This is a genomic window from Solibacillus sp. FSL K6-1554, assembly GCF_038005185.1.
In the GTDB taxonomy this organism is placed as follows: domain Bacteria; phylum Bacillota; class Bacilli; order Bacillales_A; family Planococcaceae; genus Solibacillus; species Solibacillus silvestris.
On record NZ_JBBOSS010000001.1, the window covers coordinates 1161538 to 1183627 of the forward strand.

18 protein-coding genes are annotated in these 22090 nt (G+C 34.0%); all 18 read left to right on the plus strand.

Going from position 1 to position 22090, the window contains the following annotated elements; translation table 11 throughout:
- Positions 1-3: 3 nt before the first annotated feature.
- The gene (locus MHB58_RS05545; RefSeq protein ID WP_340734829.1) at positions 4-1041 is read left to right on the plus strand and encodes a polysaccharide biosynthesis protein; all 1038 of its coding nucleotides are present in this window, start codon (positions 4-6) and stop codon (positions 1039-1041) included.
- 15 nt (positions 1042-1056) lie between these two features.
- A complete protein-coding gene (locus MHB58_RS05550; RefSeq protein WP_340734830.1) occupies positions 1057-2166 on the plus strand; it encodes a capsular polysaccharide biosynthesis protein CapF in 1110 nt (369 codons plus the stop codon).
- A gap of 3 nt (positions 2167-2169) precedes the next feature.
- Complete coding sequence (gene wecB, locus MHB58_RS05555; protein ID WP_340734831.1) at positions 2170-3297, plus strand: non-hydrolyzing UDP-N-acetylglucosamine 2-epimerase; 1128 nt, start codon at positions 2170-2172, stop codon at positions 3295-3297.
- Positions 3297-4355: a glycosyltransferase family 4 protein gene (locus tag MHB58_RS05560; protein WP_340734832.1), complete on the plus strand. Its 1059-nt coding sequence runs from the start codon at positions 3297-3299 to the stop codon at positions 4353-4355. The genes wecB and MHB58_RS05560 overlap by 1 nt, the downstream gene beginning before the upstream one ends.
- Before the next feature lie 29 nt (positions 4356-4384).
- Positions 4385-5536, plus strand: a complete 1152-nt coding sequence (locus tag MHB58_RS05565; RefSeq protein WP_340734833.1) for a glycosyltransferase — start codon at positions 4385-4387, stop codon at positions 5534-5536.
- 62 nt (positions 5537-5598) lie between these two features.
- Entirely contained in the window at positions 5599-6783 is a 1185-nt protein-coding gene (locus MHB58_RS05570; protein WP_340734834.1) for a glycosyltransferase, read from the plus strand.
- 12 nt (positions 6784-6795) lie between these two features.
- The gene (locus tag MHB58_RS05575; RefSeq protein ID WP_340734835.1) at positions 6796-8079 is read left to right on the plus strand and encodes an O-antigen ligase family protein; all 1284 of its coding nucleotides are present in this window, start codon (positions 6796-6798) and stop codon (positions 8077-8079) included.
- 119 nt (positions 8080-8198) lie between these two features.
- Positions 8199-9665 (plus strand): lipopolysaccharide biosynthesis protein, encoded by a 1467-nt coding sequence (locus tag MHB58_RS05580; RefSeq protein WP_340734836.1) that lies wholly within the window; start codon positions 8199-8201, stop codon positions 9663-9665.
- Positions 9666-9681: 16 nt separating this feature from the next.
- A complete protein-coding gene (locus tag MHB58_RS05585; RefSeq protein ID WP_340734837.1) occupies positions 9682-10944 on the plus strand; it encodes an ATP-grasp domain-containing protein in 1263 nt (420 codons plus the stop codon).
- A 49-nt stretch (positions 10945-10993) separates the two neighbouring features.
- Positions 10994-12208, plus strand: coding sequence for an ATP-grasp domain-containing protein (locus tag MHB58_RS05590; protein ID WP_340734838.1), 1215 nt, complete (start codon positions 10994-10996; stop codon positions 12206-12208).
- 109 nt (positions 12209-12317) lie between these two features.
- Complete coding sequence (locus tag MHB58_RS05595) at positions 12318-13043, plus strand: YveK family protein (protein ID WP_340734839.1); 726 nt, start codon at positions 12318-12320, stop codon at positions 13041-13043.
- Entirely contained in the window at positions 13044-13766 is a 723-nt protein-coding gene (locus MHB58_RS05600; RefSeq protein ID WP_445683145.1) for a CpsD/CapB family tyrosine-protein kinase, read from the plus strand. It abuts the gene before it with no gap.
- Between the two features lie 123 nt (positions 13767-13889).
- The gene (locus MHB58_RS05605; protein WP_008403166.1) at positions 13890-14156 is read left to right on the plus strand and encodes a stage V sporulation protein S; all 267 of its coding nucleotides are present in this window, start codon (positions 13890-13892) and stop codon (positions 14154-14156) included.
- Positions 14157-15009: 853 nt separating this feature from the next.
- Positions 15010-16743, plus strand: coding sequence for a 2-oxoacid:acceptor oxidoreductase subunit alpha (locus tag MHB58_RS05610; RefSeq protein WP_340734840.1), 1734 nt, complete (start codon positions 15010-15012; stop codon positions 16741-16743).
- Between the two features lie 2 nt (positions 16744-16745).
- Complete coding sequence (locus tag MHB58_RS05615; RefSeq protein WP_008403164.1) at positions 16746-17612, plus strand: 2-oxoacid:ferredoxin oxidoreductase subunit beta; 867 nt, start codon at positions 16746-16748, stop codon at positions 17610-17612.
- 807 nt (positions 17613-18419) lie between these two features.
- A complete protein-coding gene (locus MHB58_RS05620) occupies positions 18420-19946 on the plus strand; it encodes a methyl-accepting chemotaxis protein (protein ID WP_340734841.1) in 1527 nt (508 codons plus the stop codon).
- A gap of 512 nt (positions 19947-20458) precedes the next feature.
- On the plus strand, positions 20459-20785 hold the full coding sequence (locus tag MHB58_RS05625) for a hypothetical protein (protein ID WP_008403162.1): 327 nt from the start codon (positions 20459-20461) through the stop codon (positions 20783-20785).
- Positions 20786-20925: 140 nt separating this feature from the next.
- Entirely contained in the window at positions 20926-22071 is a 1146-nt protein-coding gene (hemW, locus tag MHB58_RS05630) for a radical SAM family heme chaperone HemW (RefSeq protein WP_340734842.1), read from the plus strand.
- The last annotated feature ends 19 nt before the right edge of the window (positions 22072-22090 follow it).

Genomic DNA, 22090 nt, shown 5'->3' on the forward strand with positions numbered 1-22090 from the left:
TGGATGTTTAAAAATAAAATTTTGTTAATCACAGGTGGAACGGGCTCTTTCGGAAATGCAGTTATGAAAAGGTTGCTAAATACGGATATAAAAGAAATCCGCATATTTTCCCGTGATGAAAAGAAACAAAATGATATGAGGCTAAAATATAATAATGAAAAATTAAAATATTATCTTGGGGATGTTCGAAATACTGATAGCTTAAAAAATGCGATGCATAATGTCGATTATATTTTCCATGCGGCCGCATTAAAGCAAGTTCCATCTTGTGAATTTTTTCCACTGGAAGCTGTAAAAACCAATATTTTAGGTACGGAAAATGTATTAACTACAGCTATTGAATATGGTGTGAAAAAAGTCATTTGTCTATCGACGGACAAAGCAGCCTACCCTATCAATGCAATGGGAATTTCAAAAGCAATGATGGAGAAAGTTTTTATCGCAAAATCAAAAACAGTTCCTGAAAATGGCACAGTAATTTGTGGGACGAGATATGGAAATGTAATGGCTTCCCGAGGGTCGGTCATTCCATTATTTATAGAGCAAATTAAGCGTGGTCAACCTCTAACAATAACAGATTCAAATATGACGAGATTTCTAATGAGTTTAGAAGAAGCAGTGGAATTGGTGTTGTTTGCTTTTGAACATGGTCAAACAGGGGACATTATGGTTCAGAAATCACCTGCGAGTACGATTGGAAATCTTGCTCAAGCATTAAAAGAATTATTTGAAGTCAATAACGAAATAAAAATTATTGGAACTCGACACGGAGAAAAGCGTTATGAAACGCTGCTTACAAAAGAAGAATATGTAGTGGCACAGGACTTAGGGGGATTTTATAAAGTGCCTGCCGATCAAAGAGAACTTAACTATAATAAATATTTTGTAGAGGGACTTCCGGAGCTATCTAATGTTATGGAATATAATTCTGATAATACAAAACAATTATATGTAGAAGAAATAAAAGAAACTTTACTGCAATTAGAGTATATTCAAGCGGAATTAAAAAAGTGGAATAAAGATATTCATATCTTAAATTAAAGGTGGATTGGATAAATGAACATCCTAGTTACAGGAGCGAAAGGGTTTATAGGAAAAAATCTAATTGTAGAATTAAGAAACCAAGGATTCAATCAAATCTTTGAGTATACAAGAGAGAGCGATCCTGCGCTTCTAGAAAAATATACAAAAGAATGTGACTTTGTATTTCATTTAGCTGGAGTAAACAGACCTGAAAATGAAATTGATTTTATAGATGGAAATTATCGTTTTACATCTCAATTAGTAAATTTTCTAAAAAAAAATGACAAGAAAGTGCCGGTTATCGCAACATCCTCTATCCAAGCTGAATCAGAAAATCCTTACGGGAGAAGCAAAAGGCTAATGGAAGATGTATTGTTTCAATATCATCAGAAAATGGGAGCCCCAGTGTATATATATAGATTACCAAACATATTTGGTAAATGGAGTAAACCAAATTACAACAGTGTAGTAGCTACTTTTTGTTATAACATTGCAAGAGATTTAGCGATTCAAATACACAATCCAAATACAGCATTAACACTTTGTTATATCGATGATGTGTTAGAAGAATTATTACGAGCATTGAACGGTATGCCAACAATACAAGGAAAGTATTGTATTGTTCCTGTGACATATACTACTTCACTTGGTGAAATAGCAAATTTAATCGATAGTTTTAAAAGTAGCCGAGCGGATTTAAGTATTGCAAATATGGAAGATGCTCTTACGAAAAAGCTTTATAGTACTTATTTAAGTTTTTTACCTACAGATCAATTTTTATATGATTTAAAGATGAATCTAGATAACCGTGGCTCTTTTACTGAATTTATTCGAACATCTAATGGCGGTCAAGTCTCAGTTAATATATCTAAGCCAGGTATTACAAAAGGAAATCATTGGCATCATACAAAAAACGAGAAGTTTTTAGTTGTTAGCGGTAAAGGCTTAATACGTTTTAGAAAATTAGACTCTGATGACATTATTGAATACAAAGTAAATGGTGAAAAGCTGCAGGTTGTTGATATTCCTACTGGATATACACACTCTATTGTAAACGTAGGAGATACAGACCTTGTGACAGTGATGTGGGTAAATGAATGCTTTGATCCTATAAAGCCAGATACGTACTATTTGGAGGTATAAATCTTGAAGAAATTAAAAGTGATGACAGTAGTAGGAACTAGACCTGAAATCATTCGTTTGTCTGCTGTAATCAATAAGTTAGAGCAGTCTAATGTAATTGAACATACACTGGTTCATACTGGCCAAAATTATGATTATGAACTGAATGAAGTATTCTTTAAAGATTTTAATTTAAAAAAGCCGGATTATTTTCTTGGAGCTGCAAATGGAGCTGCAATCGAAACGATTGGCAATATTTTAATTCGAATAGACCCAGTCTTAGAGATGATTCAACCGGATGCCTTTTTAGTATTAGGGGATACGAATAGTTGCTTATGTGCGCTAGCTGCGAAAAAAAGACGTATCCCCATCTTTCATATGGAAGCGGGAAACCGATGTTTTGATCAACGAGTACCTGAAGAAACAAATCGAAAAATAGTGGATCATATTTCAGACGTTAACTTAACTTATAGCGCTATTGCAAGGGAGTATTTGTTGAGAGAAGGATTACCGGCAGACCGTATTATTAAAACAGGAAGCCCTATGTTCGAGGTCTTAGATTCTCGAAAGTTGGATATTGAAAGATCAGATATCTTAGAGAAGTTAGTTCTTGAGGAAGGTAAGTATTTTGTTGTGTCTGCACACCGTGAAGAAAATATTAACTCTGAGGAAAACTTCCTTAATCTAGTAGAAAGTTTGAATGCAGTTGCGGACAAATACAAGGTACCTGTAATCGTAAGTACACATCCAAGGACGCAGAAAATGATTGAGAATAAAGGGATAGAGTTTAATACATTGATTAAAGTAATGAAGCCTCTAGGATTTAATGATTATGTAAAAATGCAGATAAAATCGAAGGCCGTTCTTAGCGACAGTGGAACAATTAGTGAAGAGGCATCAATACTAGGATTTAAAGCACTCAATATTAGACAAGCGCACGAAAGGCCAGAAGCGATGGAAGAAGCGGCAGTAATGATGGTAGGGCTTAAAAAGGAAAAAATATTGCAAGGGCTGGCAGTATTGGAAACCCAAAAAATCGATACTTTAAGACTGGTGGATGATTATCAAATGCCTAATGTGTCAGAAAAAGTGTTAAGAATTATTTTATCATATACACATTATGTGAATCGTGTTGTCTGGGGAATTAATTGATGACAAAAATTGATGACAAGTTAAGGATTCTATTAATTTCCCCCCTACCACCTCCTGCTGGTGGAATTGCCACATGGACAAAGTTGTTTATTAATTCTAGTCAATCAAAGAGGCATGTTGTAGATGTCGTCAATACATCAATTATTGGAGAAAGAGGTAATGTTTTTTGGAAGAAAAATCTACTAAATGAGCTAAAAAGAAATATTTTAATCTTTTATGAAGCCAAAAGTAAAATCAAAAAAAAATACCATATAGCTCATATCAATTCTTCATGTTCAACGTTTGGTATGATAAGAGATTACCTATGTGTAAGGACTGCAAGAAAATCAAAACTAAAAGTAGTTGTCCATTTTCATTGTGATACTAACTACATGGTAAAAGGGAAATTTCCGGAGTTTATATTTAGTAAGATATGCAATGATGCTAACCAAATTTTTTGTTTAAATCAAACATCTGAGCACCATATTAAAAGTATATCTAATAAAATTGCTATAAAAGTTCCTAATTTTATTGATACAAATCATATAGACAGTACTACACATGAAATTTCACCTAAAATAAAAGACATTATTTTTGTTGGGCATGTAATTAAATCAAAAGGATGTATGGAGATTATTTCAGTTGCAAATAAACTGCCTCATATAAATTTTAAATTAATTGGTAAGGTAAGTGAAGAATTTAGAGCCATTAAGAAACCTGAAAATATACAATATTACGGTGAAGTTTCAAAAGAAGAAGTAATAAATCAAATGTTATTGTCGGACTTATTTTTATTTCCGACCTATACAGAGGGGTTTCCTAATGCAATTCTTGAAGCAATGGCTATTGGTTTACCTATTATTTCAACACCAGTAGGAGCTATACCAGAAATAATTGAAGATAAGGGAGGTAAGATTGTTGAAGTCGGAAATATTGAAGGATTGCTAAAAGCTATCGAGGAATTACAAGAACCGGTAGTTAGGGAGGGAATGTCAACCTGGAATAGAGAAAAAGTAAAAAAATATTACAAATTGGATTTAGTAATAGAGAAAATGTATAAAGAATATTCTATTATTTAGCAACATATTAAATAAGGGGTTGTTTCATTTTGAATATCCTCGTTATCACTTATTCTAGAATTCCTGAAGGAGATGCAGAAGCAGTTAGGTTACTAACTTTAGGAGAAGCACTAAGAGGAAGTGGAAATGATGTATTTTTTATTGGGATGGGGTTTAGTAAATATAAAAAAGAAATGAATTATAAAGGGTTTAAATACAATTCCTTGAGAAAAGAATCAAAACATATAACACAAAAAGTTTATTATTATTTGAACTACAATAAGAGACTAAAGCGTTTTTTAAAGGTGTATTTACTTCATAATAAAGTTGATGCAATTTTAATTGCTGACTTACCAATTGTCAGTGTTAGCTGGTTAAAGAGTTTTTGTATGAAAAATAATATTCAATTTTTAGCGGATAGTGTGGAGTGGTATTCCCCAGAACAGTTCAAATATGGAAATCTGTCTCTAGATATGCTGTTAAAAAATATGGAGAATAAATATTTTTTAGATAAAAATGTAAAAATTATATCGATTAGTAAATATTTAAATAACTATTTTCGAAGTAAGGGATGTAATACGATCAGAATTCCTGTAATTTTAGATGTGAAAAATATACCATATGAAAAAATTGTTAAAGATAATAAATTGGCAATTTTATATGCAGGCTCACCAGGTAAAAAAGATTACCTCAATGAAATGTTAAGAGGCTTATTGTTACTTGAAGATGAGGATTTAAAACGGCTTCGATTTACTGTTGCTGGGGTGAGTTATGAACAAATAAAAAATTGGTTTACTCATGAAGAATTTATAAGATTAAACAACTATGTAGAATTTTTAGGAAGAGTGGATAGAACGGTCGTATTAAATAAACTTGCAGAAATAGATTTTACAGTGTTATTGAGAGCAGCAGAATTAAGATACGCAAAAGCTGGGTTTCCAACGAAAGTTGTAGAAAGTTTAGCTACAGCAACTCCAGTGATTTTAAATTTATCATCTGATTTAGGAGACTATATTAATGATATGCAAGAGGGATTGATTGTAAAAGAATGTTCAGCAGAGGAATTTGCTAAAACACTTAAACGTGCATTACTTTTAAAACAGGATCAAAAAGAACTAATGAGGCACAAAGCTAGGCTTTGCGCGGAGGAAAATTTTGATTATAGGTTGTATCAAGAACATCTCTCTAAACTATTATTCTAGAAACCTTTATCAAACATCTTATTCTAAAAATTATAGGAATTAATGGAAGGGGATTAGAAATAATGAAGAAAAAATTGTTATTTGTATACCCCGAGCTTATGTTAGGAGGAAGTACGACTAGCCTGATTTCCTTATTAAAAAGTATAAATTATGACAAATATGAAGTGGATTTAATATTGTATAAAAATAGAGGAGAATATTTTAATGATTTACCGGAACAAGTAAATATTTTACATGAGGCATCTATTTTTATAGATTCAATTTCCTCAAAACTAAAAAAAATAAGTAAATTTTTTTTTAGTGGAACATTTTTAAAGGGGTTTTACTTTGAACTGGTTTACAAAAAGGAAATTGGAATAAATAGTCAAATTATGTCTCTCTTTCACTCAAATAATTCAAATAAAGTAGAAAAAAATTATGATGTTGCTATTGGTTATTTGGAACTTTGGGCAGATTATTATGTATTGCAAAAAGTTAATGCACAAAAAAAAATAATTTGGATTCATATAGACTATTTAAATACTAGATTCATTCCATTAATAGATTATAAAAGATTTAAAAATGCAGATATTATCGTATGCGTTTCTGAAAGTTGTTTACTAAATTTTAATAAGGTATTTCCTCAACTATCGGATAAATCAATTGTATTAGAAAATTTATTATTACCTCAATATGTAGAAAATATGGCAGAAAAGAGAGAAGATATTGATGTCAATTTAATGAAATATGATGGTTTGAAATTAATAACGGTGTGTAGATTATCAATACACACAAAAGGATTAGATCGATCGATAATAGCAGCCAAAAAGTTGAAAGTGGAAGGGTATAATTTTAGGTGGTTTATTATTGGCGACGGTGAAGATTTTGAGTTAATGAGAGATATGATAAGAAAAAGTAATTTAATTAACGAAATCATATTAATGGGTGAAATAAAAAACCCTTATCCTTATATAAAGCAATGTGATGTGTACGTCATGGCATCAAGACGTGAAGGAAAACCAATGGCTGTAACAGAAGCACAAATTTTAGGTTTACCAATTATTGTTACTAATTATTCCTCTGCAAAAGAACAAGTGATAAATGGTAAAGATGGGATTATTGTAGATAATGTTGACGATGCAATATATTCAGGAATTAAAGAGATTTTGGATAATCCTATATTAATTAAAAAGTTTAAAGAAAACTTATTAAAAAGAGAATTAAAAAATGAGGAATTGATAGAAAAATTTAATTCAATTTTAGAATAAACAGAGGTATATATGGAGAAATCAACGGTTTTAGACAAAAATGGTATAAAAGTGGTTAATGTTTTATTATGCATAATTTATTTAGCACCATTATTGTTATTGATCAATCCAACATTAACTAAGGTAAGTTCTATGATTATTATCACATTAAGCTTACTTATTTGGAATAATGAAAGATTTTATTATATTTTACCTATATTTATTTTTTTCAATTATGATTTGTTATTACCAGGAGATATTTTAACATATCGAGTGTACTCCCTATTACTATTTACTAAAATTTTATTTTCAAACCGAATGAAAATTGAAAAAGCAATATTTTTACCGTTTTCAATAATTGTCTTATATTGTATTTCGGTTATGGCTTACTATGATCTTTTACTTAGTGCGTTGGTTATTTTTGATTTATTTTTAATTATTTTATATATATCTATATTCCTCAGAAAAAACATACCCGCTTTTTTTACTTATTATACCTTCGGGGCTGTTATTTCCTGTGTATATGGATGGTTTATGCAAGGTCTTAATATTAAAACATTTATCAATATAAATAACCAATGGGTCGAAGTTACAAGGTTTATAGGAAGTTTTCCAGACCCTAATTATTTCGGGTTTTTTCTGAATATTGGGATTTTTTCTGTTGTAATATTAGGACTCATTAAAAACAAGATAATAAAAATAAGTGTACTAATATTTTTATATTTAAGTTTAATTTCAACTTTAAGTATTACTGGATATTTATGTAACATTTTAATGTTATCTCTTTATTTAATCTTAAGTAAAAAAATGAAAGTTAGATATATTGTAACAGTAATAACATTAGGATTCATTTTTTTTGTAAATATTAATTTTTTTGAAAATGCGGAATTTTCAGTAATTAGCGATATGGCAAAAAGAATTAACAGTCAGTTATCGATAGGCTCAAGTAATAATTTATCTTCTTTCACAACAGGCAGGTCAAGTATTTGGAGGGAGCATCTAGAATACTTTTCACAGCAACCGATTTTAAACATTCTATTTGGTGGAAACTTTGTAACAGATTTTGGAAGGGAATCAAAGTTTAATTATGTATCGCATCAAGCATACATTGATATGCTATTAAATTTTGGTATTGTTGGATTCTCATTTTTGATAATTTTTTTGATTTTTATAACCTTAAAGTATTTAAGAATTTATTTTGAAACAAATAATAATGACTATCTACTTCTAGTAGTAATTAAATTTATTTGGGTGTTTTATGCTTTTGGTTTGAGTATGTTCCCTTCTTGGACATTTAATTTATTTTTCTTTATCTAGCTATAAACAACGCAGTACATTTTCAAATTAAAAACTAAATATTTAGGGAAGATTAACATCAATATTTATAAAAAATTGAGTACTGAGATAAAGTAAGGGCGGTAAAGGGAGGAATAAACTTGCCCAAAAAAATTACTAGATTTAGCATAATTTATTCTTTAATCTGGAAACTGCTGGAGCGCGGAGGAACGCAAGGTATACAGCTAATTGTAATGATTGTATTAACTAGACTTTTGCTTCCTGAGGAATTCGGTTTAATAACAATAGTAGTCATTTTTATTAGTATTGCTGCCTTACTAATTGACAGTGGATTTAACGAAGCACTTATACAGAAGAAAAATGCAGATGAAAAGGACTTTTCTTCTGTTTTTTATTTGAATTTGATTGTTGCTTTTATTATTTATGGCATTCTTTTTTTTGTAGCTCCATTGATAGCAAACTTTTTTGATGCACCCCAACTAGCATTAATTCTAAGAATTCTTTCTTTAACATTAATTTTCGGTGCATTTAATTCAATGCAATATGCGATTATAGCTAGAACAATGCAATTTAAAAAGTTATTCGTAAGTAGTTTGTTGGCTGTGTTCATTTCGGGGATTATTGGACTAACACTAGCTTTTAATAATTACGGTGTATGGGCTTTGGTAGGACAACAATTAACAAGCCAATTTTTAGTCACCAGTGTTCTGTGGTTTACAGTGAAATGGCGTCCTCAGTTAATATTTTCTTTTCAAAGTATTACCCAGTTGTTTTCATATGGTTGGAAACTTGTTGTGTCAACTTTAATTTACAATTTCTATACTCAGTTACAAAGCTTGATCATTGCTAAAATGTTTAGTTCAGCAATGTTAGGATTTTATAGTAGGGGAATGCAGTTTCCCAACATTATAGTTACCAATATTAATGGTTCCATTCAATCAGTCATGTTTCCAGTACTAGCTTCCGAACAAGATAATAGAATTAGAATTAAAGAGATGGTGCGAAGATCGATTGTCACTAGCTCTTTTGTAATATTTCCAATGATGGTAGGGTTAGCTGTTATCGCAGAACCGTTAGTAGATATCCTGTTTACGGAAAAATGGTTACCAGCAGTACCTTTCTTACAAATATTTTGTGGTTATTATGCATTATGGACAATCGATGCTACCAATTTACATGTAATAAAAGCATTGGGACATAGTAAAATATTTCTTAAATTAGAAATTATTAAATTCTTAATGGGATTAATAATTTTAATTTGGAGTATCCAATTTGGTATACAAGCGGTAGCTTTTGGCGTATTAGTTAATAGAATTTTAAGTACGATTTTAGATGCCTATCCTAGTAAATATTTAATAAATTATAGTTTTATTGAGCAGCTTAAGGATACAATTCCTTCTCTATTATTATCAATAGTAATGGGGTTAATAACATATAGCGTTAAATTATTTGTGTTATCACATATGTTAACAATTATAATTCAAATAATTGTGGGAGTAATTTTATATGTAGGTTTAGCAATGATATTTAGAGTAGAATGTTTTACTTATTTAATTTCTAATATAAAAGAATTAATTCGAAGTAAAAAAAGAATTGTTATTGATTAAAGAGAGGTGTTTTAAAATGAAGAAAATTTTAATGCTTGGTGGTGCTTCTTTCCAAGTACCAGCAATAAAAAAAGCTAGAGAAATGGGTTATTATGTAATTGTTTGTGATTATGTAGAAGAAAGTCCTGGATATGAGTACGCACATGAGTACTATAACATTAGTACTACCGATAAGGAGAGGGTTTTATCTTTAGCAAAATCTTTAAAAATAGACGGAATTGTTTGTTATGCTGCAGAGTCAGGGCTACTAACAGTAGCTTATGTTGCAGAACAATTAAAGTTAACATCACATCCGTATAAATCTGTAGAAATTTTAACAAATAAAGATTTGTTTAGAACTTTTCAAAAGGAAAATAAATTTAATGTTCCAAGAGCTGAAGGTTTTAACTCGTTAGAGGAAGCTAAAGCTTATTTTAAACATTTTAATATGCCGGTCATGATAAAACCAGTTGACTCTTCAGGTAGTAAAGGGGTTTCCAAAATTGCATCAATTGACCAGCTTGAAGAAAAAGTAGAATTAGCTTTAAGCTTTTCAAATTCTAAAAGATTTATTATAGAAGAATATATAGAAAATTATGGTCCACATATTGGTGGAGATGGGTTTTCTGTAGATGGGAAACTTGTATTTCGCTGTTTCTCAAATGAATATTTCTCAACAAATTGTATAAACCCTTTTGTTCCAGTTTTGACAACTTGGCCTTATAGTAAGTCGAAACATATACAGGAAAAAATTCATAATGAGATTCAAAGGGTACTTGATTTATTAAATATGAAAACAGGGTCTTATAATTTTGATATTCGTATTGATAAAAATGAAGACGTCTACCTTATTGAAATTACGCCTAGAAATGGTGGCGATTGGAATCCTGAAGCGATACGTTATGCGACTGGTATTGATTTATTGGAATATACGATTAAAGCAGCTTTAGGAGAAGATTGCAGTGATTTAAAAATGGTTGAACCAACTGGTTATTGGGCAACTTATGTCTTAAATAGTGATAAAAGTGGAACATTTAAAGGTCTGAAAATACAAGAAGAATTTTTAGAAAAGAATGTAGTGGACTATGAATTATTAGTTAAATCAAATAATACGATATCAGCACTTTCAGGATCTCACGAGAAATTAGGATTAATGCTATTAACATTTAAAAAAAAGCAAGATATGATTAAAAAAATCGATAATATTAATAATTTAATTAAAATAAATGTCAATAAATTAATCATATCATTAAGTTTACCCTTTTTATTATTGCATGAAAAAATGGCTATTCTCATATAGATAATATGAAACTTGAGTAAAAAAATACAATTAGAATGAGGTTAATTCTATGAAAAAATTGTTAATACTTAGTGGAGAACCATATCATATACCATTTATAAAAAAAGCAGTAGAAATGGGATATTACACAATTACATGCGACTATTTCGAAAATAACCCCGGCCATAAATTTGCCCATGAATATCACAATGTGAGTTATATGGACAAGGAAAGGGTGCTAGAGTTAGCAAAAGAACTTAAAATAGATGGGATCACCTGTTTTTCAGCGGATGAAGCAATGACAACAGTTTCTTATGTTGCTGACCATTTAGGGTTACCATCTTATCCATCGAAGTCTATAGAAATTATTAATAATAAACATTTATTTAGGGAGTTTTTGAAGAATAATAATTTTCATGTCCCTAAAGCAAAAAGCTTTACATCTTATGAAGAAGCAAAATATGAAATAGACCATTTTAATTTACCGGTTATGATAAAACCAGTCGATTCATCAGGAAGCAGAGGAATATCAAAAATAAATAGGATTGAGGAACTTGAAGAAAAGATAGAATATGCATTAAATTTTTCGAAAACAAAGCGTTTTATAATAGAAGAGTATATCGATAAGAAGGGATATCAAGTTGGAGGCGATGGTTTCTCAGTGAATGGTGAACTAGTATTTCGTTCCTTCACAAATAATCATCTTGATGCTTCACATTTAAATCCTTTTATACCTTTAGGAGGAAGTTGGCCAAGCATATTACCGGCACATATTCAAAATAATATTCATATAGAAATTCAAAGGTTGATAAATTTACTTGGAATGGAAACAGGCCCATATAATTTCGATATTCGATTAGATAAAAATGATCATGTATATTTCATTGAAATGGGTGCAAGAACTGGTGGAAATTTAATCCCTCGAATTACAAAATATGCCACTGGAGTAGATTTAATTGAATATACTATTAAAGCAGCCTTAGGTGAAGATTGTCGTGATTTAAAAATGACTGAACCAAAAGGGTTTTGGTCTTGCTATATTATTAATAGTCAGAAGAGTGGGATATTTAAAAGTATTGAAATAGATAGTGATTTTGAGAAGAACAATATAGTTGAATATGCATTGCACTTTAAAAGCGGAGATCAGATTAGTGCCTTTACCGGAACAGATAAGAAATTAGGTGAAATGGTAATTAAGTATTCGTCCGAAGAAGAAATGCTAGAAAAAATGGACAATATAAATAAATACATTAAAGTTTGTTTAAATAATTCATTAGTTTATTGATAAATTTAGGTTTTCTAAAACAGGCAAAAATATATGGGATAATGTTTATTAGATTATCTAATCATATTACTTTAAATTAAAATAGCTATGTTTCAAGGAGGCAATAGATTTGGAAGAAACACTCAGTCTACAGGATATTGCAAAAATACTAAAGAAACGATTATGGCTAGTCATTTTTTTTACCTTTATCAGCATTGGCATCAGTGCAGGTATTAGCTTTTATGCATTAACCCCAATCTATCAGGCACAAACGCAAATATTAGTAAATCAAAACAATAGTTCTGAGAGCGTATACTCTTGGCAGACAACTGAAACCGATTTACGTTTAATCAATACGTATAATGTCATTATTACAAGCCCAGTCATTCTAACTCCAGTAATCGAAGCACTCAATCTAAATTTAACTCCAGCACAATTAACTCAGCAAATCTCCATCACTAACGAAAATGACTCAAAAGTTGTAACGATCAACGTTGAGAATTCCAACCCATCAAAAGCAGTCGAAATCTCAAATAAAGTGGCAGAAGTGTTTAAAGAAAAAATTCCGCAACTGATGAGTGTCGATAATATTTCCATTTTATCTGTAGCTAAACTAAATGATAACCCAAGTCCAGTAAAACCGAATAAGATGCTAAATATTACGATTGCGGGTATTATTGGTCTCATGTTGGGGGTAGGTTTAGCGTTCCTACTTGAACTTTTAGATACTTCGATAAAGAGTGAGCAAGATGTGGAAGATTATTTAGGTTTGCCGGTCATTGGAATAGTTGACTTAATTAAGGAAGAAAAGCAAAACAGATTTTCATTTAATCCCCGAAAAGCGAGGAGAAGTTAAATGATGAAGTGGCGTCTGAAAAAAAAGAAAAGTGTTTTGCAAAATTTACAAATTGGACGGAAGCTTGTGACGATTTCCGAGACGAAATCTCATATTATCGAACAGTTTCGCACTTTGCGCACAAATATTAAGTTTTCTATGCCAGATGAGCCGTTAAAGACCATTTTAGTTACCTCTTCTACACCAGGGGAAGGAAAATCAACGAACGCGGCGAATCTAGGTGTTGTGTTTGCACAGGAAGACAAAAGAGTGCTGATAATTGATGCGGATATGCGGAAGCCGACATTGCATCACACATTTAAAACGTTCAATAAGGTAGGGCTATCGAATATTCTTGCAAGGAGATCGGCGCTACATGAGGCGGTGCAGGAGACATTTATCGTTGGACTCGATGTCATTACCAGTGGTCCGATTCCGCCAAACCCTGCTGAATTACTTTCGTCCCAAGGGTTGGATGCATTACTTCAACATGTGAAGAATGACTATGACATCATCATAATAGATTCACCGCCATTATTATCAGTGACGGATGCGCAAATACTGGCGAATAAATGTGATGGTACGATTCTCATTTTAAATACGGGGGTTGTCGATAAACGGGCTGTTAAAAAAGCAAAAGCGTTACTGGCAGCTTCACACACAAAGATTTTGGGTGTTGTGTTGAATAATTATAAAACACCTAGCCATTTCAATTATTACGAGGAATATAGTTTCGTTGAGTAAATTCTTTAGAAAATTACGATTATTCGAATTCTAATTAATCATTGAAGCGCATACAATGACGTACAGGCAATAAAAATTGCCTAAAAAAAAGATAAAGCAGTACTAGATGAGGAGGAAATAGCTGTGGATTCATTAAAAGTATCATCTCGTTCTAATCCTAATTCTGTTGCAGGAGCACTCGTTGCGGTTATACGAGAGCAAGGGTTTGCTGAAATGCAGGCGGTAGGTGCAGGTGCGTTAAACCAGGCAATTAAAGCAGTAGCAATCGCTCGAGGGTTTGTAGCCCCAAGCGGCACAGATTTAATTTGTGCTCCGGCTTTCGCGGACATCATCATTGCAGGAGAAGATCGTACGGCATTAAAACTACTCGTTGAAAAAAGAAGTCGTTAATTCATGAAGAGCCATACACCCGCTTAGCATCCAATTTGCTAAGCGGGTGTTTTTTGGTTTGCAGGGTATATTTAAATAGAAGGGATTTAAATTGGCGGGAGTTTTAGTCGTCAATTTAGGCTAGTTATTCGTCACTTTTGACGTTTTATCGTCAACAGAAATTTTTTAATTCGCCCCTTTATAAGGATGGGAATTTTAATCGTCACTTTTATCACGATAATCGTCAAAACCAATTATTTAATCGTCAGTTTCTGTTGCTTATTCGTCAATTTGCAGTAGATAATCGTCAATCATGAGTGGATATTCGCCACTTCCATTTTTGATGAGAAATGAAACGCTCACTTCATAAAATTGAAATCCTAATCTCATTTTTTCCTGAACGCAACCCTTTTACATAATCAATCGTCCTCCAATAAAAGATTTCCCAGATAAATTTTAGGGAATAGAAATCTAAATTTACATCAAAACAATTTGTGTACAGAACTTTCCGTCAAAGGTCTGATTTTTTGACTCGATATGACATTTGCAATAGTAGAGACTAACACTTCATGTTAAACTAATGTAGGAAAAATAACTTCTTTCAGTAGAAGTCATTTTATATTTACAAGAGGCAGGATAAAAGCAAGTGTTTACTTTTTAAGTGAAATGCTAATTCACTGAAAGAAGTTAAGCACCGGCGGATATCACGAATTCGGAAAGGAGTTTTTTGTGCTAGCGTGCTAGCACAAAACCGAATTCGGATGCAATTACGCATTAGCGTAATTGATTTCTACAAGGCTGTGCAATCGGCAGCTGCTCGATAAAGCATCTTATACGCTTTATTTATAAATACAGAACTTAAGGAGATGTTGATATGTTACATCAGCTTTCATGGAAAGTCGGTGGGCAGCAAGGTGAAGGGATTGAGAGTACAGGTGAAATCTTCTCAATGGCAATGAATCGTCTAGGGTATTTCCTATACGGTTACCGTCATTTCTCTTCTCGTATTAAAGGTGGCCATACGAATAATAAAATTACGGTTCGTCCGACAGAAGTACGCGCAATTGCGGACGACTTAGATATACTAGTGGCGTTTGACCAGGAAACGATCGACGTGAACTATAAAGAATTAACACCATCAAGTATCATTTTAGCGGATGCGAAATTTGATCCGAAAAATCCGGAAGACTGTGTCACGCCATTATACGCGGTGCCATTTACGGAAATTGCGGCTGAGCTTGGTACGTCTCTTATGAAAAACATGGTTGCGATTGGTGCAACGGCAGCACTTTTAAACTTGGATGAATCAGTTTTCCAAAGTGTTGTTAATGAAATTTTCGGACGTAAAGGTGAAGAAGTCGTTGCGAAAAACATTGAAGCGATCGAACGCGGACGTCAGGCGATTTCAGAGCAAATCGGTAACAGTACAGGTACATGGGAAATTGCACCTGCTGACGGAAAACGCCGTATGTTCATGATCGGTAACGATGCAGCGGCATTAGGTGCATTGGCAGCAGGCTCTCGTTTCATGGCGGCTTACCCGATTACACCGGCATCTGAAATTATGGAATACATGATTAAGAAGCTTCCATTAGTAGGTGGAGCGGTTATTCAAACAGAAGATGAGATTGCTGCAGCAACAATGGCAATCGGTGCAAACTACGGTGGTGTGCGTGCATTCACGGCATCAGCTGGTCCTGGTCTTTCATTGATGATGGAAGCAATTGGTCTTTCAGGTATGACGGAACAGCCGCTTGTAATTTTTGATACACAGCGTGGTGGTCCATCAACAGGTTTACCGACAAAACAGGAGCAATCGGATTTAATGGCGATGCTTTACGGTACACATGGTGAAATCCCGAAAGTAGTCATTGCGCCTTCTACAATGGAAGAAGCGTTTTACGATACAATTCAGGCATTTAACATTGCCGAAGAATTGCAAATACCGGTAATCGTGATGACAGACTTGCAGCTAGCTTTAGGGAAGCAGTCGGTTGATCCATTTGATTACAGCAAAATTGAAATTCGCCGCGGTAAAATTGTCGAAGCGGTTGAAGATGAAGAAACGAAAGATTACTTCAAGCGTTATGAAAATACAGAAGACGGCGTTTCACCACGTGTACTGCCAGGTACAAAAGGCGGTATTCATCACGTAACGGGTGTTGAGCATGATGAAACAGGTAAGCCATCTGAAGCAACGGGCAACCGTCGCACGCAAATGGATAAGCGTATGCGTAAATTACAGCATGTCCGTTTTGAAAATCCGGTATATGTGAATGCGCCTCATGAAGATGCGGACGTATTACTTGTAGGTTTCAACTCAACGCGCGGTGCATTAGAAGAAGTACAGGAAAAGCTGAATTCTGAAGGCGTAAAAGTAAACCACGCACATATTAAGCTGATCCATCCGTTCCCTGCAGAAGAGATGAGTGCATTAATGGATAAAGCGAAAAAAGTGATTGTCGTGGAAAACAATGCGACAGGTCAGCTTGCAAATGTGATGAAAATGAATATCGGTGGTCACGCGAAGACAAAATCGATTTTAAAATACGATGGTACACCATTCTTACCACGTGAATTAACAAACTTAGTGAAGGAGGAAATTTAATCATGGCAACATTTAAAGATTTCCGAAATTCCGTAAAACCTAACTGGTGTCCAGGCTGTGGTGACTTCTCCGTACAAGCGGCGATTCAGCGTGCAGCAGCAAACGTAGGCTATGAACCAAGCGAATTAGCAGTTATTTCAGGAATCGGCTGTTCTGGTCGTATTTCAGGCTATATTAACTCATACGGCTTCCACGGCATTCACGGTCGTGCATTGCCGATCGCGCAAGGCCTTAAAATGGCGAACAAAGACCTGAAAGTTATCGCTTCTGGCGGTGACGGTGACGGTTTCGCAATCGGTATGGGTCATACAATCCATGCAATCCGTCGTAACATCGACATTACGTATGTAGTAATGGACAACCAAATTTACGGATTAACAAAAGGGCAAACATCTCCACGTTCTGCTGCTGGTTTCATTACGAAATCAACACCAGGCGGAGCAATCGAGCCATCATTAAAACCATTGGAAGTTGCGTTAACAGCAGGTGCGACATTTGTGGCACAAGGCTTCTCAACGGATATTAAAGAACTGACAGCAATGATCGAAGCTGGTCTGAACCATAAAGGCTTTTCATTCATTAACGTATTCTCACCATGTGTAACGTACAACAAAGTGAACACATACGACTGGTTCAAAGAGAATTTAACGAAACTTGCTGACATCGAAGGCTATGATTCCTCTAACCGCGAAATGGCCATGCAAACAGTAATGCGCCATGAAGGTCTAGTAACAGGCATTATTTATCAGGATACTGAAACAACTTCGTATCAGGAAAAAATCAAAGGTTACTCAGAGCTGCCGTTAACAGATATCGATATTAGCTTATCAGAAGAACAATTTGATCAGCTGACTAAGGAATTTATGTAAATAATTTGGAACTATACAGGCTGGAGATTTTCCAGCTTGTATAGTTTTTTTGTTTTGGGGGGAATTATAGATTTGGGCATTTTATTGGAACAATGGAGCGGTATATTAAAAAAGAGTAGCGATTGACGGTAGATGCACCAGTGAAGTGGCAGGCTTTGGCTTTTATTAGAACAATGGAGTGGTTTATTGGACAATAATAATAGTTTATTAGAAAAAGTTGGTGTCTTATTAGAAAATCGAACAACAAAATTTGAATAAAGCATCTTTAGAGCTATTTTTGAATTCAGATGCGATAGGGAATGAGTTGGCTTGGGTTTTTATTAGAACGTTGTAGTGGTTTATTAGAAAAAGTCACCGTGATATTAGCAAATCAGGAGATGATATTTGAACATTCCGAACACTTATTAGAACAACAGGGGACTATATTAGAAAATCCACATTTTATTAGAACAAATAAAAATATATTGGAAGATTTCTTAATATATTAGAACATCTCCAGCCGCCAGCCTTTCTTAATTAAAAAAAGAACTAGACTTTGCTCGACAAAATGAAATATAGCGGGGATACTAATTGGTTCAAATTTCGGCTCAATCGCTGACTTGTCCGTTATGACGGCAGCTATTATAATTCACATAACAGATTATCCGACTCTAAATACCATTTTTCCAATGAATTTCATTAATTCTTCTAAGGTAACAGAAATGAAAACCTTCATACTTTTACAACAATTTTACATTTTTACATATATCCGTTTACATAGTCCCTTTATACTAAATCAAAATACTTAGATAAATGAGGTAATGTAACGTGCGCTTTCGCAATGCGATTAAATTTAAAGACCGGCTTGCCGTATTAATGATCATTTGTATTTGCTCGAATATCATTTTAACAGTATTTAGTATGGATTACTTGCGGAAAATGGAAAGAGAAGCACAGGCTTTATATGAAGAAAAGCTCATGACCTTACATATGATGCAGGACATCGAACAACAGTATCTCCAAACGAATGAAATCCTGGCACAATCCACAGAGCAATTAACAGCAGCTGCTTTCGATTCCAAAATGGAATTTTATATGAAGCAGCTGGCAAGCGATCCATCAGCGGCACTATTTGAGGAAATAGATGCATACATAATCGAGCGGGCATCTGCGCAATTAACCAATCATGAAAACGATATAAAATTCGGCTACAGTCTCCTATTATCGATTTCCATCATATTAATGGCGCTTATCCTGTTTTTCGGCATACAGGCAATTCGCTCGATCAATAAGCCGACACGGGAGCTAAAGCAGCTATTCAAACTTGTGCAGCACGGGGATTTAACGAAATACGCGACATACTCGGCGCGTGATGAGCTTGGGGAAACAACAAAATATTATAACTTAATGATCGCGGACATGAAGGAACTCTTAAAAACAGTGCGGAAAAATACAGAATCGGCGACAGAAGCGAATAACGAACTTCAAACAAATGCAGAGCAAATTACGACAGGGGCAGTCCGGATTGCGGCAAGCTCTGATGACATGAGAGGTTCACTGCAATATGCCACAGCCCGCTTATCGGATAATGCGGCATCTGTACAGCAAGTGGCAGCCGGAATTGATGAAATAACTGAGCGTATGCACCATGTGGATCACTATATAAAAGAAACAATTGCACAAGCAGTGGACGGGGAAGCAATCGTCGGGCAAAATATAGTACAAATGCAGGATGTGGAACAGGCGATGCAAACAGCGAGTAATACAATTATCGAGCTGAATGAACAGACACAGCATGTTTCAAGAGCGGTCACGATGATCCACTCAATTGCCGATCAGACGAATTTGCTTGCACTGAATGCCTCGATCGAAGCGGCAAGAGCAGGGGAACATGGTCAAGGTTTCGCTGTAGTAGCTCAGGAAGTACGTAAATTGGCGGAACAATCGCAGGAGTTTACAAAATCCATTGCAACTATTGTTACTAAAATTCAGCAAGGAACGTTGGAAGCGACGACCAATATGGAAAATGCGATGCGCAGTGTTGATACGGGCGTCACTACAACGCAGCTCAGCGCGGCCAAGTTCAGAGAAATTACAATGCAAGTACAACAAATCAGTCCGCAAATGGAGCACGTTTCTACTATTATGAATGAAATTTCCGACCATACCCATGATGTGGCGCATAGTTCCATTGAATTAAGCAACCGCTCCGAGGAAAATCTTGTGTCAATGCACCTCATTCAGGAACAGATTGACATGCAGAAAAAATCAACGGCAGAAATTTATGAAGAGATCCAAAGCATCGCAAAAAATATGCGGTCCTTAACACATGCAGTAAAACGATTTCAAATTTAAACAAAATGCTTTTGACGAGTTTTGTCGAAAGCATTTTAATTTTTGTTATATTACTGTAATATTTATAAGTAATTTACAGAAAAAGATAAAAATACGATAAAATTTGTAATTATTTTCTGAAAACTGATGAAATTTATCATGAAAACTGGTATCTTTAATCAAGAAGTCATATTAATGAATGATATGTAAATTTATTCCATAATACAATACACCTATAGTCATTAATTAAATATTAAGAATATTTTTAAGAATGTAGCTTTTAATAAATTATTGACTGTAGTAGAATAGTGGTATAAAAATATGTGTTTTATTTATTAATACGAAATTATATAGAGAGAATAGTTAGTAGAAAATACTTGTTTGGCAGCATTTCATTTCAAAGCAGACTTCATTTTTCTGAATGTTTGTAAAAAAGGCAGTGTTTATGTTCAACGTGGCAAATATTTAATAATTGCTGTGATCAATTAGATTTGTCATTAGATAAATATATTAATTAAGGGGATGTATTTTTTATGAACAGTCAAATTCAACTAATTGCACCAAAGTGGTTTGTCCAGGATGAGCTACATATTATCGAAACGATCGTAAGCAAAACGTCAGCGGATACAGGTATTGTCATTGCAGGTGAAAACTTCGATGCAACAAAGCGATGCCATCCAACAGTTCGACTTTATATGATCCAACTATTTAATGACCAATATGAAATAACAAAAGAATTGGATGCCTTCCAATTTGACACTGCAGAAGAAGCGCAGCAATTTTGTGCAAAACTGCCTGAAATGACGGCTATTGATTTGGTTATGCTAATGAATAAGGAAGAGCCTGTATTTTCTATTTAATAGATTAATCCAGCTTTGTTGAATGAATCTTCATTTAACAAAGCTTTTTTTTGTTGTTCTTTTTCCGAGGGTCCGTATTTGTATTTTAGTGGAGAAAGGCTACAATAAAGGAGAACAACTAGAATAAGGAAGTGATTTAAATGGCTAGAGGTGTATATATTCACATTCCTTTTTGTCATCAAATTTGTAACTACTGCGATTTTAATAAAGTATTTTTTAAAAATCAGCCTGTAGATGAATATATTGAAGCGCTTGGACGGGAAATGGAAATGACGGTAGCGCAAATGCCGGAAGCGTTCACGAATATTGAAACGATTTTCCTTGGCGGCGGTACCCCAACGGCATTATCCGCACAGCAAATTGAAAAATTATTGGGACTGATTACGAAACATATTCCGATGTTATCCGTAAAAGAATTTAGTAGTGAAGCCAATCCGGATGAGCTGACAATCGATAAATTACAGGCACTTTATAATGGAGGTGTCAACCGATTAAGTATGGGTGTTCAATCATTCGACCAGTCACTGCTTGAGAAAATCGGACGTACCCATTCTAATGAACATGTATATGAAACAATCCAAAACGCAAAAAATGTTGGATTTGAAAATATAAGCATTGATTTAATGTATGGTCTGCCTGGACAGACGATGGAACAATGGCAGGAAACGCTTGAAAAGGCATTGGCACTGAAGCTGCCGCATTATTCGGCGTACTCGCTGATTGTAGAGCCTAAAACGATCTTTTATATCCAGTATGCTAAAGGAAAGCTGCACTTGCCGACAGAAGATCTGGAAACGGACATGTATAGTGTTTTGATGGATACGATGGAAGCGCACGGATTAAAGCAATATGAAATCAGTAATTTTGCGAATGAAGGCTATGCATCCACACATAATAAAATCTATTGGGATAATGACGAATACGCAGGATTTGGCGCTGGTGCTCACGGTTATTTGGAAGGAATACGTTATTCGAATGTTGCACCGATCAAAAAATATATTGAAATGGTGATGGCAGGGGAGCGCCCTTTATTGCATGAGCATGGAGTGACAGCTGATGAGAAGCTGGAAGAGCAGATGTTTTTAGGATTAAGAAAATCTGCTGGTGTGACACATGAAGAATTTGAAATGAAATTCGCTCAGCCAATGCTTTCTATATATAAGGAAATAATCGACCAATTAAAGGAAGAGCAACTGATTGAACTGGACTCTGAAGGGATTCGTTTAACTAGAAAAGGCCGTTTTATCGGCAATGAAGTATTTCAGCGGTTTTTAGTAGGGGAATAATCTTTTTACAGCCGATGCT